Origin of the sequence: Mycobacterium sp. SP-6446 (assembly GCF_001954045.1) — a bacterium.
Classification (GTDB): domain Bacteria; phylum Actinomycetota; class Actinomycetes; order Mycobacteriales; family Mycobacteriaceae; genus Mycobacterium.
In genome coordinates this window covers 68787-82924 of sequence record NZ_MBEM01000140.1, presented here as the reverse complement: position 1 = coordinate 82924, position 14138 = coordinate 68787, and the positions used below count along the sequence as shown (strand labels likewise).

Here is a 14138-nt window from a genome sequence, read left to right as displayed (position 1 = left end):
GTCACAACCGAGCTGATAGGAGCTCCGCGACCGCACGCATCCCCGCGCCGTTGGGATGCAGCGGGGCCGGCCGGCCCGGCAGTGGCACGCCGTAGCGCGCCGGCAGGGTTGTCCACGGCTCCGCCGACCACGCGTGATGTTGCCGGCTGGCGGCGGCGGCGCTGACGACCTCGCAACCGGTCGCCGCGGCGGCCTCGGCCGTGAGTCGTTCGAGCGTCCCGGCGACGTGCCGGCCGAGGTCGGATTCCGCCGGCGCGAGCGGCGGGGCCGGCGCATCCGCGGGCAGGATCGTCAGATAGTCGACGAAGCAGATCCGGGCGCGGGGCGCGCGCTCGCGCAGCGCGCGCCCGACCGCGCACAACGAATCGAACACCTCGGCCAGGGCCCGATCGCGCGTGTCCCGGTCCAGCAGTTCGGATATGCGCCCACCGACCAGCGGCAGGCGTCGCGCCCAGTAAGGCAGTGCGGCGGCCATCAGCAGCGGGACGTAGCCGACGTCGTTGCCACCGATGGTCACGGTGACCAGGCTCTCCGAACCGTCGAGCGCGGCGATCTGCGGAGGCTGACCGTGTTGGTGGTCGGCCAGCACGTGGGCGGTGGTCGCGCCGGAGAAGGTGACGTCGACCAGGTCCAGTTTCAGCCGTTCGGCGAGCAGATGCGGGTAATTGCGGGCCGACCGGCCCGACCACCGGGGCGCTCCTGCGGCGCGGGGCAGGATGCCGGGACCGGCGGCCATCGAACTGCCGAGAGCCACATAACGTGTCATCGTTCCGGGCTGGATGCCTGCGCCCAGAACCGTTTTGGGATCCGCCCGGCGCGGCGCGCCAGGTAACCGGCGGTGACGGCGCCGGCCATCGCCGCGGCCATCGCGGGCGGGTCGGCGGCCCGGGTTACCGCGGTGGCCAACAGCACGGCGTCGCAACCCAATTCCATCGCCAGCGCGGCGTCGCTGGCGGTGCCGATGCCGGCGTCGAGCACCACGGGAACGCCGGCCCGGGCGACGATCATCTCGATGTTGTGCGGGTTGGTGATGCCCAGGCCGGTGCCGATCGGCGAGCCCAGCGGCATCACCGCCGCGCAACCGGTGTCCTCCAAACGGCGGGCCAGGGCCGGGTCGTCGTTGGTGTAGGGCAGCACGACAAACCCGTCGTCGACCAATTGCTCTGCCGCCCGGACCAATTCGACCCCGTCGGGCAGCAGGGTGCGCTCGTCGGCGATCACCTCGAGCTTGATCCAATTGGTGCTCAGCGCCTCGCGGGCCAGTTGCGCGGTGAGCACCGCCTCGGCCGCGCTGCGGCACCCCGCGGTGTTGGGCAGCGGGGTGATGCCGAGCCGGTTCAGCAGGTCCAGCAGCCCGGTGCCGCCCTCGGCATCGACCCGGCGCATGGCGACGGTGGTCAGCTCGGTGCCCGACGCGATGAGCGCCTCTTCCAGTACCGCGAGGTTCGTCGCTCCCCCGGTACCCATGATCAGCCGCGAGGCAAAGCTGCGGTCGGCGATCGTCAGCTTGGAATCAGCCACCCTGCACCGCCGTCACCACCTCGAGTCGCGCACCGTCGAAAAGTGTTGTCGTCCAGCGCGAACGCGGCAGCACGGACAAATCCATGGCCACCGCGATGCCCCGGTCCGGGAAACCCAGCGACTCCAGCAAGGCCGCGACCGTGGTCCGCTCGTCGACCTCGACCTGCTCGTCGTTGACCATGACGATCATCGGTGGGCCCCGACCGGAACGAGTTCGGAGACAATCTGTTCGGCGGTCCACGGGGCCAACAGGAACCCCGATCGCCCGTGGCCCGCGGCGACCAGGGTGCGCGCGTCCAGGCGTTGCACGAGGGGCAGATTGTCCGGTGTCATCGGGCGCAATCCGGCGGCGCACTCGGCAAGCTCGTACTCGCCCAGCGCCGGCACCACCGCACACGCGTCGTCGAGGAGGTCGCGCACCCCGGACACCGCCGGGGCGGTGTCGCGGCCATGCTCATACTGGGTGGCGCCGACGACGACGCCGTCCGCGCGCGGCACCAGGTAGACCTGGCGGCCATGCACGCGGGCGCGAATCACCCTGCCCAGCAACGGCATACAGCCCTTTCGCCAACGAAGCCGCAGCACCTCGCCCTTCACCGGGCGCACGGGCAGGCCGGGCCACAGCGCCGGGGCGTCGATGCCGTTGGCGATCACCACGGCGTCACCCTCGAGACCGGCCAGCTCGCGCGCCGGCGGCGCCCACTGCACGCCGAGACGCTCGCAGTCCAGCGACAGCGCGTCAAGCAGGGCCCGGTTGTCCACCGCCAGTTCGGTCGGTGCCCGGAAGCCGTGGCGAATGCCTTGTGCCAGCAGCGGTTCGACGTCGCGGGCGGCCGACTCCCAGATCACCGGGTGCCCCTGCGCGGACAGCCAGTCGGCGACGGTGCGCAGGTCTGCGACGTCCGCCCGGTCGACGGCCACCACCAATGACTCGCGTGCGGTGATCACCTCTGGTGGCAGCCCGTCGGTAAAGCCGCCCGCACGCCACAGCCGCAGCGATTCCAGGCCCAGCCGCAGCAGCCGCTCTTCCCCCGGCCAGCCTTCACTGTGCGGGGCCAGCATGCCTGCGGCGACCCACGACGCGCCGGCCTGCCCGGTGCGGTGCACCCGCACCGACCACCCGGCCCGCGCCGCCGCGCGCGCGATCGACAATCCGATGACGCCGCCGCCTACTACGGCTAATGAGCCGGCCATCGGCATCCTCTGCTCCCTTCGCCGGCATGACCCGGATCAGGTTCGACGGTAAGGGCGGGCGCGCCCACTCTCAGTCCCCGCTCGCCGGGACTCCCGTGCTCTTCTTCTTGTCCTACGCTAGCGCGCTAGCGTCGCGGTGTGCACGAACGTCTCACGCGGCTGGCCGCGGCCAGGCTGTACCTGTGCACCGACGCGCGGCGGGGGCGCGGCGACCTGGCCGAATTCGCCGACGCCGTGTTGGCCGGCGGGGTCGACATCATCCAGCTCCGGGACAAGGGCTCGGCCGGCGAGCGGCAGTTCGGACCGCTCGAGGCGCGCGACGAGCTGGCGGCGTGCGAGATTCTCGCCGACGCCGCGCACCGGCACGGCGCCCTGTTCGCCGTCAACGACCGGGCCGATATCGCCCGTACGGCCGGCGCGGACGCCCTGCATCTGGGGCAGGGCGACCTGCCGCTCGCCGTGGCGCGGGAGATCGCCGGGCCGGCGACGCTGCTGGGCCTGTCCACCCACGACTCGGGCCAGCTCGCCGACGCTGTTGCCGGCGACGCCGACTACTTCTGCGTCGGCCCCTGCTGGCCCACCCCGACCAAGCCGGGTCGCGCGGCGCCCGGCCTGCGGCTGGTGCGCGCCGCCGCCGAACTGGGTTCCGACAAACCGTGGTTCGCGATCGGCGGCATCGACGCCCCGCGGCTGCCCGAGGTGCTCGAGGCCGGGGCGCGCCGGGTCGTGGTGGTGCGCGCGATTACCGCGGCCGAGGATCCGGGGGCCGCAGCGCAGCGGCTCAAGTCAGCGCTTGCAGCAGCGAGCTGATCCGCGGGCTCAGCTGCGAAGGTTCCTGATTCGCGTCGCCCGGCATGCACCAGACGAACACCCCGGCCTCGATCTCCAAGGTCCGCGGCAGGCGCTGCCGCCGTTCGTCGGCATGGCCCAGCGGCACCAGGGCGGGGGCGGTGCGCAGCCGTTGCCAGCTGGCGGCGAAGCCGGGATGCAGCGGCAGGTCGGCGACCTCGTCCTCGCCGACCCAGCGCAGCTCGGCGCTTTCGCGGTTGGGCACGGTGTGCAGCGGCTCGGCGGCGTCGGCGACGACCGTGGTGTAGCTCCAGCGCGCACCGCCGTGCCCGGAGACCTCGGCGGTGACCACGGTCGCCCGCACGGCCAGCAGCTCGGCGAGCAGCCCCGCCTCCTCACGCGCTTCGCGGACCGCCGTCTCCTCCGGGGACTCGTGGCTGTCGCGGGCGCCGCCCGGTAACCCCCACGTGCCGCCCTGATGGCTCCACACGGCGCGATGCTGCAGCAGCACCGCCGGGGTGCCGTCGGGTCGCGGGGCTCGCAGCAACAGACCGGCCGCGCCGTAGCGGCCCCAATAGTGGACGCCGCCGTCGGATATCACCCATCCGTCACCGTCGCCCTGCACGAGTTCAGGATATGCAGGTCTGCGACGCCCGGGCCCAATTGCCTCCGCCTCCCCCCACACGCCGGAACATTCTCTTAGAATTCGCTTAAAGGTTCGTACAGCGACTTTTTCGAGGCCGAAAGCTGAGGTCTGAACAGACGTGACGGTTGAGCTGGCGCACCCGTCGACCGAACCGCTGGGGTCGCGGTCGCCGGCCGAACCGGCTCATCCACGCTGGTGGTTCATCTCGACGACGCCGGGCCGCATCTTGACCATCGGGATCGTGCTGGCGGCGCTCGGCGTCTCCAGCGCCTTTGCCACCTCGACGACCATCAATCACCGGCAGCAGGTGCTGACCACGGTGCTCAACCACACCGAGCCGCTCTCGTTCGCCGCCGGCCGGCTGTACACCACGCTGTCGGTCGCCGACGCCGCGGCGGCCACCGCGTTCATCGCCCAGGCCGAGCCGCGCCCGGTCCGGCAGCGCTACGAGCAGGCCATCACCGACGCCGCGGTGGCGGTGACCCGGGCATCAAGCGGGCTGACCGATGAACCGCTGGTGCAATTGCTGGGCAAGCTCAACGCCGAACTGGCCGTCTATACCGGCCTGATCGAGATCGCGCGAACCAACAACCGGGCGGGCAACCCGGTCGGCGCGGCCTACCTGTCGGAGGCCTCGGGGCTGATGCAATCGACGATCCTGCCCGATGCGGCGCAGCTCTACCAGGCCACGGCCGACCGGGTCGATACGGAAACCACCGCGTCGACCCACTTCCCGGCTCCGGTGATCCTGGTCGTCGCCACGACGGTGGTCTTCGGCGCGTTCTCCCATCGCTGGCTGGCCCGGCGCACCCGGCGCCGGATCAACCCGGGACTGGTCGTCGGCGCGCTCGGTATTCTCGTCATGGTGGTGTGGGTCGGAACTGCGCTGACAATCTCGACGACCGCGAGTCGCAGCGCAAAGGACACTGCGGCGGAGTCACTTAAGACGGTGACCAACGTCGCGATCACCGCTCAGCAAGCTCGAGCCGACGAGACGCTGTCGCTGATCCGGCGCGGCGACGAGGACCGGCGCAAGCAGTCGTTCTATGAGCGCATCGACTCCATGCACGCCCAGCTCGAGCAGTACATGGCGCGCAGCGATGCCGTCGACAAGCCCGACCTGCAGGGCGCCGATCAGCTGCTGGTCCGCTGGCGGCAGGCCAACGACCGGCTCAACTCCTACATCTCCGTGGGCAACTACCGCGCCGCCACCCAGGTCGCGCTGGGTAGCGGCGAGGACGACTCCACCCCCGCCTTCGACCGGCTGGAAGACCAGCTGGGTAAGGCCATGGACCAAAGCCGCATCCACCTGCGCAACGACGTCCTCGCTGCGCGCGGCGGGCTGTCGGGCGCCCAGGTCGGCGGCGTAGTGCTCAGCCTCGGCGCCGCCATCGCGGTCGCGCTGGGCCTGTGGCCACGGCTGAAAGAGTATCGATAATGGTCCGTCCGGCCCGGGTTCGACGGGTGTGCGGCGCACTCGCCGCCGCGGTCGTCGTAGCGGGTTGCAGCCACACCGAATCGCTGACAGTGGCGACGGTGCCGACGCTGCCGCCACCCTCTCCGGTGGGCATGGACCAACTGCCGCCGGAGCCCCCGCTGCCGCAGGGTGACTCCACCGAGGACTGCAACGCGACGGCAAGCCTGCGGCCCTTCGCCACCAAGCCCGAGGCCGACGCCGCCGTGGCCGACATCCGAGCCCGCGGCAGGCTGATCGTCGGGCTCGACATCGGCAGCAACCTGTTCAGCTTCCGCGACCCGATCACCGGCGAGATCAGCGGTTTCGACGTCGACATCGCCGGCGAGATCGCACGCGACATCTTCGGCGCCCCGTCGCACGTCGAGTACCGGATCCTGTCGTCCGACGAGCGCGTCACCGCGCTGCAGCAATCCGAGGTCGACGTCGTCGTCAAGACCATGACCATCACCTGTGAGCGGCGCAAGCTGGTGAACTTCTCGACCGTCTACCTCGACGCGAACCAGCGCATCCTGGCCCCGCGTGACTCGCCGATCGCGAGGGCGGCCGACCTGTCCGGCAAGCGGGTCTGCGTGGCGCGGGGCACGACGTCGCTGCAGCGGATTCGGGAGATCGTGCCGCCGCCGGTCGTCGTGTCGGTGGTGAACTGGGCCGACTGCCTCGTGGCGATGCAGCAGCGGGAGATCGACGCCGTCAGCACCGACGACTCCATCCTCGCGGGGTTGGTCGAAGAGGATCCCTACTTGCACATCGTCGGACCGAACCTGGCCACCCAGCCCTACGGCATCGGGATGAACCTGAACAACACGGGACTGGTCCGCTTCGTCAACGGCACGCTGGAGCGGATCCGCCGGGACGGCACGTGGAACACGTTGTACCGCAAGTGGTTAACGGTGCTGGGCCCGGCGCCCGCTCCGCCCGCGCCGAGGTACGTGGACTGATGGCCGAGCCGATGAAGAAAGCGGACAAGAACCGCGAGGCGCCCGAACCGGCCGACCAACCGGACGAGGACGTCAGTCCCGCCACGCAGCCGCCGGACACCCAGACCGGTGGGATGCCGACGGGACGGCTGCAGGCCACCCAGGCCCTGTTCCGTCCCGATTTCGACGACGATGACGACGATTTCCCGCTCATCCACGGTGTCGATACCGAACCGCAGGAGCGGACCGTCGCCACCCGCGTGTTGCCGCCGACCAGGCAGCTCGGCGGCGGACTGGTCGAGATCCCGCGGGTGCGGGACATCGATCCGCTCGAAGCCCTGATGACCAACCCGGTGGTGCCGGAATCGAAGCGGTTCTGCTGGAACTGCGGAAAGCCCGTCGGCCGGTCCGGGGAAGAGGGCAAGGGGGCGTCGGAGGGCTGGTGCCCATCCTGCGGCAGCCCGTATACGTTCCTGCCCCAGCTGAATCCCGGCGACATCGTCGCGGGCCAGTACGAGGTCAAGGGCTGCATCGCACACGGCGGGCTGGGCTGGGTGTATCTGGCGGTCGACCACAACGTCAATGACCGCCCGGTGGTGCTCAAAGGCCTGGTGCACTCCGGGGACGCCGAGGCGCAGGCGATCGCGATGGCCGAACGGCAGTTCCTCGCCGAGGTGGTGCACCCGCAGATCGTGCAGATTTTCAACTTCGTCGAACACACCGACCGGCATGGCGATCCGGTCGGGTACATCGTCATGGAGTACATCGGCGGGCAGTCGCTCAAGCGGGGCCTCAAGGACGGCAAGGCGGACAAGCTGCCGGTCGCGGAGGCCGTCGCGTACCTGCTGGAAATCCTGCCCGCGCTGAGCTATCTGCATTCCATCGGCTTGGTCTACAACGACCTGAAGCCGGAGAACATCATGCTCACCGAGGAGCAGCTCAAGTTGATCGACTTGGGCGCAGTGTCGCGGATCAATTCCTTCGGTTATCTCTACGGCACACCCGGCTTCCAGGCGCCGGAAATCGTGCGGACCGGTCCCACTGTCGCCACCGACATCTACACGGTGGGGCGGACTTTGGCGGCGTTGACGCTGAATCTGCGCACCCGCAACGGCCGCTATGTGGATGGGCTGCCCGAGGACGACCCGGTGCTGACCACGTACGACTCGTTCGGCCGGCTGCTGCGCCGCGCCACCGACCCGGACCCGCGGCGCCGGTTTTCCACGGCCGACGAGATGTCCGCCCAGCTGATGGGCGTGCTGCGGGAGGTGGTCGCGCAGGACACCGGGGTGCCGCGGCCGGGGCTGTCGACGATCTTTTCCCCGAGCCGCTCGACGTTCGGGGTGGACCTGCTGGTCGCGCACACCGACGTGTACTTGGACGGACAGGTGCATTCGGAGAGGCTGACCGCTCGGGAGATCGTGACGGCCCTGCCGGTGCCGCTGGTCGATCCGACGGACGTCGCCGCGCCGGTGCTGCAGGCGACGGTGCTGTCCCAGCCGGTGCAGACGCTGGACTCGCTGCGCGCCGCCCGCCACGGCTCGCTGGACGCCGAGGGCGCCGACGTATCCGAGTCGGTGGAGCTGCCGCTGATGGAAGTCCGCGCGCTGCTGGACCTCGGCGACGTGGCGAAGGCCACCCGCAAGATCGACGACCTGGCTGAGCGGGTCGGCTGGCGCTGGCGGCTGGTCTGGTACCGGGCCGTCGCGGAGCTGCTCACCGGCGACTACGACTCCGCCATCAAACATTTCACCGAGGTGCTGGACACCTTCCCCGGCGAGCTGGCGCCCAAACTGGCGCTGGCCGCCACCGCCGAGCTGGCCGGCAGCACCGACGAGCACATGTACTACGAGACGGTGTGGAAGACGAACGACGGCGTGATCTCCGCGGCCTTCGGTTTGGCCCGGGCGCTTTCCGCCGAGGGTGATCGGGCCGCCGCGGTGCGCACCCTCGACGAAGTCCCGGCCACCTCACGGCATTTCACCACCGCGCGCCTGACGAGCGCGGTCACGCTGATGTCCGGCCGCTCGACGAACGAAATCACCGAGGAGCAGATCCGCGACGCCGCCCGACGCGTGGAGGCGCTGCCGCCCACCGAACCGCGCGTGCTGCAGATCCGCGCCCTGGTTCTGGGTGGCGCGATGGACTGGCTCGAGGACAACGACGCCAGCACCAACCACATCCTCGGTTTCCCGTTCACCGAACACGGGCTGCGGCTGGGCGTCGAGGCGTCGCTGCGCGCCCTGGCTCGCGTCGCGCCCACGCAGCGGCACCGCTACACGCTGGTGGACATGGCCAACAAGGTGCGGCCGACGAGCACGTTCTGATTTTGTTCTCGAGTGTGCATCCTGGGCGGCCTGCGCGCACACTCAAAGCCCTTGGCGCACACTCGATGCAGCCAGCGCGGATTTGACTCGTCGGATCGTAGCGGCGGGGCCGTCCTCCGCGACGACCCGGACGGTGATCCAGCCCATTCGCTCCAGCATCTCCTGCCGCCGAATGTCCTTGACGTACTGCCGGCGGTCGCTGCGGTGATGGTCGCCGTCGTACTCGACGGCGACCATCCGGTCCTCCCAGCCCATGTCGAGGTAGGCGACCGGAATGCCGTCGGCGCCCAACACCGGGATCTGGGTCTGCGGCCTCGGCAGACCCGCATCGATGAGCAGCAGGCGCAGGTAGGTCTCCCGCGGCGACTGCGAGCCCGCGTCGACCAGCTCCAGCGCCGCCTCTAGCCGTCGCAGCCCAGGCGAGCCCGGATGGGCTGCGGCGATTCGCAATACGTCGTCGACCTTGAAATCCGTCGCGTATGCCAGCGTGTCCAGCCGCGCAACGGCCGAATGAACGGCCCCGCGCCGGCCGATGTCGAAGGCGGTCCGTTCGGCCGTGGTGACGGCGCGGCCGTCGATAATCTGCGTCTCGCCGTCCAGCAGCGCGTCGCGCCGCGTCAGCACGCCGCGAGGTGCGTGGGGGTTGGTATGGATCAGCTCGACCGGAACATCGTCGGGAATCCATTCGGCGCCATGCAATCTGGCGGCGGCGGCTCCCGCGATGGTCGCGCGGCGGCCCGACCAGAGCCACGCCGCGGCGATACGCCGTTCGACCGACGCCTCCGCATCCCGCGAAAGATAGACATTCGGAAACAGTGCGCGGTAGTCCCTCCGCAGTTGATGGCGGGTCACCTCGCCCAGCCTCAGTGCCTCGCTACCGATGAACGGTTCTCCCAGGTGCCGCATGGCGCGACACTTGCATAACGCCGCCAACCGCGACTTCGTCTATGCACAAGGCTCATCGAGTGTGCATCGTGGGCGGCCTGATCGCACACTCCACGCCCTCAACGCACACTCGACGATGACTTTAAGTCCCGCGGCCCAGCAGGCTGACGCAGTCGCGGGCGATGGCAAGCTCTTCGTCGGTCGGGACCACCAGCACGGTGATCGGCGAGTCGTCCGCGGAAATCTGTCGCGCGCCCTTGCCGGCCCCGAGGTTGCGCGCCTGGTCGAGCACGATGCCCAGCTCCTCCATGCCGGCCACCGCGTCGCGGCGGACCGCCGGATCGTTCTCGCCGATTCCGGCGGTGAAGCTGATCACGTCGGTGTGGCCCAGGACCGCCAGGTAGGCGCCGATGTACTTGCGCAGCCGGTGAATGAACACGCTGTAACCCAATTGCGCTGCGCTGTCCCCCGATTCGATCATCGCCCGCAGCCGGCGGAAGTCACGCTCACCGGCCAGGCCCCACACGCCTGACCGATTGTTGAGCATCGACTCGATCTCGTCCACACCCATCTTCGCGGTCCGCCACAGGTAGCCGATCACGCCCGGGTCGATGTCGCCGCTGCGGGTGCCCATCACCAGGCCCTCCAGCGGGGTCAGGCCCATCGAGGTGTCGATGGGCCGGTTGCCGGCGATCGCCGAGGCCGAGGCGCCGTTGCCCAGATGCAGCACGATCTGCTTCAGGCCGCCGCGCGGCCGGCCCAGAAACGCGGCGGCCTGCTCGCTCACATACCGGTGCGACGTGCCGTGAAACCCGTAGCGGCGGATCTGCCACCGCTCGGCGAGGTCACGGTCGATGGCGTAGGTCGCGGCCGCGGGCGGCAGGTCGTGGAAGAACGCGGTATCGAACACCGCGACGTGCGGAACATCCGGCAGCAGCTTTCGTGCCACCTTGATTCCCCGCACCGCGGGTGGATTGTGCAGCGGGGCAAGCTCCGATAGCGCGTCGAGGTCGGCGAGAACCGCGTCGTCAACCAACGTCGGAGCATGAAATTTGTTGCCTCCGTGCACGACCCGGTGTCCGACGGCCAGCAGCCCGCACGACTTGAGGTCTATGCCGCCCTCGGCCAGGTGCTCGAACGCCAGGCGCAACGCCTCCTCATGGTCGGCGACCCGAGACGACGGCTCGCCGATGCTCTCAACGTTGCCGGTCGCGCGGGCCGCGCCGGAATCGGGGTCGACCAGCTGGTATTTCAGCGACGACGAGCCGGCGTTGATCACCAGGACCGCGTTATCGGCCATCGTGCACGCCCTGCGCCTGAATCGCGGTGATGGCAATGGTATTGACGATGTCCTCGACCAGCGCGCCCCGGGACAAGTCGTTGACGGGTTTGCGCAGGCCCTGCAGTACCGGCCCGATCGCGATCGCCCCGGCGCTGCGCTGCACCGCCTTATAGGTGTTGTTGCCGGTGTTGAGGTCGGGAAAGATCAGCACGGTGGCGTGACCGGCGACCGGCGAGTCATGCAGCTTGGTGGCCGCGACCGAGGGTTCGATCGCGGCGTCGTACTGGATGGGGCCCTCGACCGGCAGCTGCGGATCCCGCGCACGCACCAATTCCGTTGCTGCCCTGACCTTGTCGACATCGGCGCCGCTACCCGAATTGCCGGTGGAATAGGACAGCATGGCCACTTTCGGGTCGATGCCGAACTGGGCCGCGGTGCGCGCCGAGCTGATCGCGATGTCGGCGAGCTGTTCGGGCGTGGGATCCGGGACGATCGCGCAGTCACCGTAGGCCAGTACCCGATCGGGCAGGCACATCAGAAAGATGCTCGACACGGTGGAGACGTCCGGAGCGGTCCTGATGATCTCGAACGCCGGGCGAACGGTGTGCGCCGTGGTGTGGGCGGCACCGGACACCATGCCGTCCACCATGCCGTTGTACACCAGCATGGTGCCGAAATACGAGACGTCGTGCATCATCTCGTGCGCCTGCTCGACGGTGATGCCCTTCGCCTTGCGTAACTCGGCGTACTGTTCGGCGAACCGGTTTCGCAGGTCCTCGTCGTCTGGGTCGACGATCTTGGCCGCGCTCAAGTCGACCCCGAGTTCGGCCGAGCGCAACCGGATTCTGGTCTCGTCACCCAGGATGGTGAGGTCGGCGATGCACCGTTTGAGCACCCGTCCGGCCGCCTTGAGGATCCGGTCGTCGTCGCCCTCGGGCAGCACGATGCGCTTGCGATCCGAGCGCGCCTGCTGCGACAGCTGGTGGGTGAACATCTGCGGCGTGGTGACCGTCGGGATCGGAATGGCAAGCTGCGCCAGCAGATCCGCGATATCGACGTGCCGCTCCATCAGCTCCACGGCCGTGTCGATCTTGCGCTGCGACGTGGCGGTGACCCGGCCGCGCGCCGAGGCGACCGCGCTGGCCGTGTCGTAGGTGCCGAGCTCGGTGGCGATGATGGGTAGCCGCAGCCGCAGGCCCGACACCAGCGCCGAGATCGAGGGGTGCAGGTCGAATCCGCCGTTGAGGATTAGGCAGCACAGTGACGGAAAGCCTTCGGCCGCATGGGCGCTCGCGACGGCCAGCACGACGTCGGAGCGGTCGCCGGGTGTGATCACCGCCGTGGCGTCGCGGAGCCGTTCCAGCACGTGGTCCGCCGTCATCCCGGCCACCAGCACGTTCATGGCCTCACGTCCCACCAGCTCGGCGTCTCCGCTGACCAGCGTGCCGCCCACCGCCTGCTGCAATTCGGCCACGGTCGGCGCCGACAGCAGCGGATCGTCCGGCACCACATAGCTGGGCGGGACGAATGAGCGCAGTGCTTCCGCGACGGCGCCCAGCTCCTTGGGCTCGCAGCGGTTGGCGACGACCGCGGCGGTGTGGGCGCGCTGGGCGAGTAGCTCGGCGAGGGAGAGGGTGACGACGCTGGCGACTTCGGTTGGGCTGCGACCCTTTCCGCTCACCGTCAGCAGCACCGGTGCGCCGAGGTTGACCGCGATCCGGGCATTGGCCGAGAGCTCGGCGGGGGTCGCGACGTCGGTGTAGTCGCTGCCGACGATCACCACCGCGTCGCACGCCTGCGCCATCGCGTGGTAGGCGTCGACGATGGTGGCGATGGCGGCGTCGGTGTCGGCGTGCAGCTGCTGGTACGTGACGCCGATGCACCGCTCGTAGGGCAGCCCCGCGGTGGTGCGCGTCAGCAGCAATTCCAGGATGTAGTCCCGGTCGCCGTCGTGGCGGGCAATCGGCCGGAACACACCAACTTTGGCGACGGTCGCGGTCAGTCGGTTGAGCAGCCCCAGCGCGATCGTCGACTTGCCGGTCTCGGGCTCGGGCGCCGCGATGTAGATCGCGGAGGTTTCAGCCAAGTCGCCGCAACCTGGGCGCCAGGTCCTTTTCGAAGAGCTCCAGGAATCGGCGCTGGTCGTGCCCGGGCGCATGGAACACCAAGTGGTTGAGGCCCCATTGCACGTACTGGCCGACCTTTTCGACGGCCTCGTCGGGGTCCGACGCCACGATCCAGCGCTTGGTGATCTGCTCGATGGGCAGCGCGTCGGCGGCCTTCTCCATCTCGATGGGATCGTCGATGCTGTGCTTCTGCTCGGCGGTCAGCGACAGTGGCGCCCAGAACCGGGTGTTCTCCCGTGCCAGTTCGGGGTCGGTGTCGTAGGAGATCTTGATCTCGATCATCCGGTCGATGTCGTCGGGGTTCTTGCCCGCCGCTTCGGCGCCCTCGCGCATCGCGGGGATCAGCTTGTCCTTGTAGAGCTCTTCGCCCTTGCCGGAGGTGCAGATGAACCCGTCGCCGGCCCGGCCGGCGTACTTGGCCACCTGCGGTCCACCCGCGGCGATGTAGATCGGGATCCCGCCCTCGGGCACGTCGTAGATCGAGGCGCCCTTGGTCTTGTAGTACTCGCCCTCGAAGTCGACGCGGTCGCCGAGCCACAGTTCGCGCATCAGCCGCACCGACTCGCGCAGCCGCGCATAGCGCTCCTTGAACTCCGGCCACTCGCCCTCGTATCCGGTGGCGATCTCGTTGAGGGCCTCGCCGGTGCCGACACCGAGGAAGATCCGGTTCGGGTACAGGCAGCCCATCGTCGCGAAGGCCTGGGCGATGACGGCGGGGTTGTACCGGAAGGTCGGGGTGAGCACCGAGGTGCCCAGGACGAGCCGTTCGGTGCGTTCGCCGACGGCGGTCATCCACGCCAGCGAAAACGGCGCATGCCCGCCCTTGTGCCGCCACGGCTGGAAGTGATCACTGACAGTGGCGCTGTCCATGCCATGCGCTTCGGCGGCGACAGCCAGTTCGACGAGCTCGCGCGGTGCGAATTGTTCAGCGGAGGCTTTGTATCCAAGTTTCAGTTCGGCCACCAGTTATTTCT

13 protein-coding genes and 1 riboswitch are annotated in these 14138 nt (G+C 69.4%); of the genes, 4 read left to right on the top strand and 9 right to left on the bottom strand.

The window, feature by feature from the left end:
* Window position 1: 1 nt before the first annotated feature.
* The 4 genes from A5736_RS13205 to thiO form a co-directional block, all read right to left on the bottom strand.
* Window positions 2-766, bottom strand: a complete 765-nt coding sequence (locus tag A5736_RS13205; protein ID WP_076126679.1) for an SGNH/GDSL hydrolase family protein — start codon at window positions 764-766, stop codon at window positions 2-4.
* On the bottom strand, window positions 763-1521 hold the full coding sequence (locus A5736_RS13200; protein ID WP_076126676.1) for a thiazole synthase: 759 nt from the start codon (window positions 1519-1521) through the stop codon (window positions 763-765). The genes A5736_RS13205 and A5736_RS13200 overlap by 4 nt, the downstream gene beginning before the upstream one ends.
* Complete coding sequence (gene thiS, locus A5736_RS13195) at window positions 1514-1711, bottom strand: sulfur carrier protein ThiS (protein ID WP_076246680.1); 198 nt, start codon at window positions 1709-1711, stop codon at window positions 1514-1516. Before thiS ends, A5736_RS13200 begins: the two co-directional genes overlap by 8 nt.
* Window positions 1708-2721 (bottom strand): glycine oxidase ThiO, encoded by a 1014-nt coding sequence (gene thiO, locus A5736_RS13190; RefSeq protein WP_076246679.1) that lies wholly within the window; start codon window positions 2719-2721, stop codon window positions 1708-1710. Before thiO ends, thiS begins: the two co-directional genes overlap by 4 nt.
* A riboswitch (TPP riboswitch) is annotated at window positions 2712-2822 on the bottom strand. Its footprint overlaps the gene before it by 10 nt.
* Window positions 2823-2853: 31 nt before the next feature.
* Here thiO and thiE point away from each other — a divergent pair.
* The gene (gene thiE / locus A5736_RS13185; RefSeq protein ID WP_076246677.1) at window positions 2854-3525 is read left to right on the top strand and encodes a thiamine phosphate synthase; all 672 of its coding nucleotides are present in this window, start codon (window positions 2854-2856) and stop codon (window positions 3523-3525) included.
* Here the strand turns inward: thiE and A5736_RS13180 are convergent.
* Window positions 3497-4129: an NUDIX hydrolase gene (locus tag A5736_RS13180; protein WP_076246676.1), complete on the bottom strand. Its 633-nt coding sequence runs from the start codon at window positions 4127-4129 to the stop codon at window positions 3497-3499. The two genes, thiE and A5736_RS13180, sit on opposite strands and share 29 nt — an antisense overlap.
* A gap of 139 nt (window positions 4130-4268) precedes the next feature.
* On the opposite strand from A5736_RS13180, the gene glnX reads away from it, so the two are divergent.
* Genes glnX through A5736_RS13165 form a run of 3 tightly spaced genes read left to right on the top strand, consistent with a single transcriptional unit; the run spans window position 4269 to window position 8871 of the window.
* Complete coding sequence (glnX, locus tag A5736_RS13175) at window positions 4269-5588, top strand: protein kinase G-activating protein GlnX (protein ID WP_076123603.1); 1320 nt, start codon at window positions 4269-4271, stop codon at window positions 5586-5588.
* Complete coding sequence (locus A5736_RS13170) at window positions 5588-6565, top strand: glutamate ABC transporter substrate-binding protein (protein ID WP_076123602.1); 978 nt, start codon at window positions 5588-5590, stop codon at window positions 6563-6565. Before glnX ends, A5736_RS13170 begins: the two co-directional genes overlap by 1 nt.
* 11 nt (window positions 6566-6576) lie before the next feature.
* On the top strand, window positions 6577-8871 hold the full coding sequence (locus A5736_RS13165) for a serine/threonine-protein kinase PknG (RefSeq protein ID WP_371328380.1): 2295 nt from the start codon (window positions 6577-6579) through the stop codon (window positions 8869-8871).
* Window positions 8872-8913: 42 nt separating this feature from the next.
* Here A5736_RS13165 and A5736_RS13160 read toward each other — a convergent pair whose 3' ends face one another.
* The 4 genes from A5736_RS13160 to fgd form a co-directional block, all read right to left on the bottom strand.
* Window positions 8914-9777, bottom strand: a complete 864-nt coding sequence (locus A5736_RS13160) for an endonuclease domain-containing protein (RefSeq protein ID WP_076246672.1) — start codon at window positions 9775-9777, stop codon at window positions 8914-8916.
* Window positions 9778-9898: 121 nt separating this feature from the next.
* Window positions 9899-11056 (bottom strand): acetate kinase, encoded by a 1158-nt coding sequence (locus A5736_RS13155; protein WP_076246670.1) that lies wholly within the window; start codon window positions 11054-11056, stop codon window positions 9899-9901.
* Window positions 11046-13124, bottom strand: a complete 2079-nt coding sequence (pta, locus tag A5736_RS13150; protein WP_076123598.1) for a phosphate acetyltransferase — start codon at window positions 13122-13124, stop codon at window positions 11046-11048. The genes A5736_RS13155 and pta overlap by 11 nt, the downstream gene beginning before the upstream one ends.
* Entirely contained in the window at window positions 13117-14127 is a 1011-nt protein-coding gene (gene fgd, locus A5736_RS13145; RefSeq protein ID WP_076246668.1) for a glucose-6-phosphate dehydrogenase (coenzyme-F420), read from the bottom strand. Before fgd ends, pta begins: the two co-directional genes overlap by 8 nt.
* Between the last annotated feature and the right edge of the window lie 11 nt (window positions 14128-14138).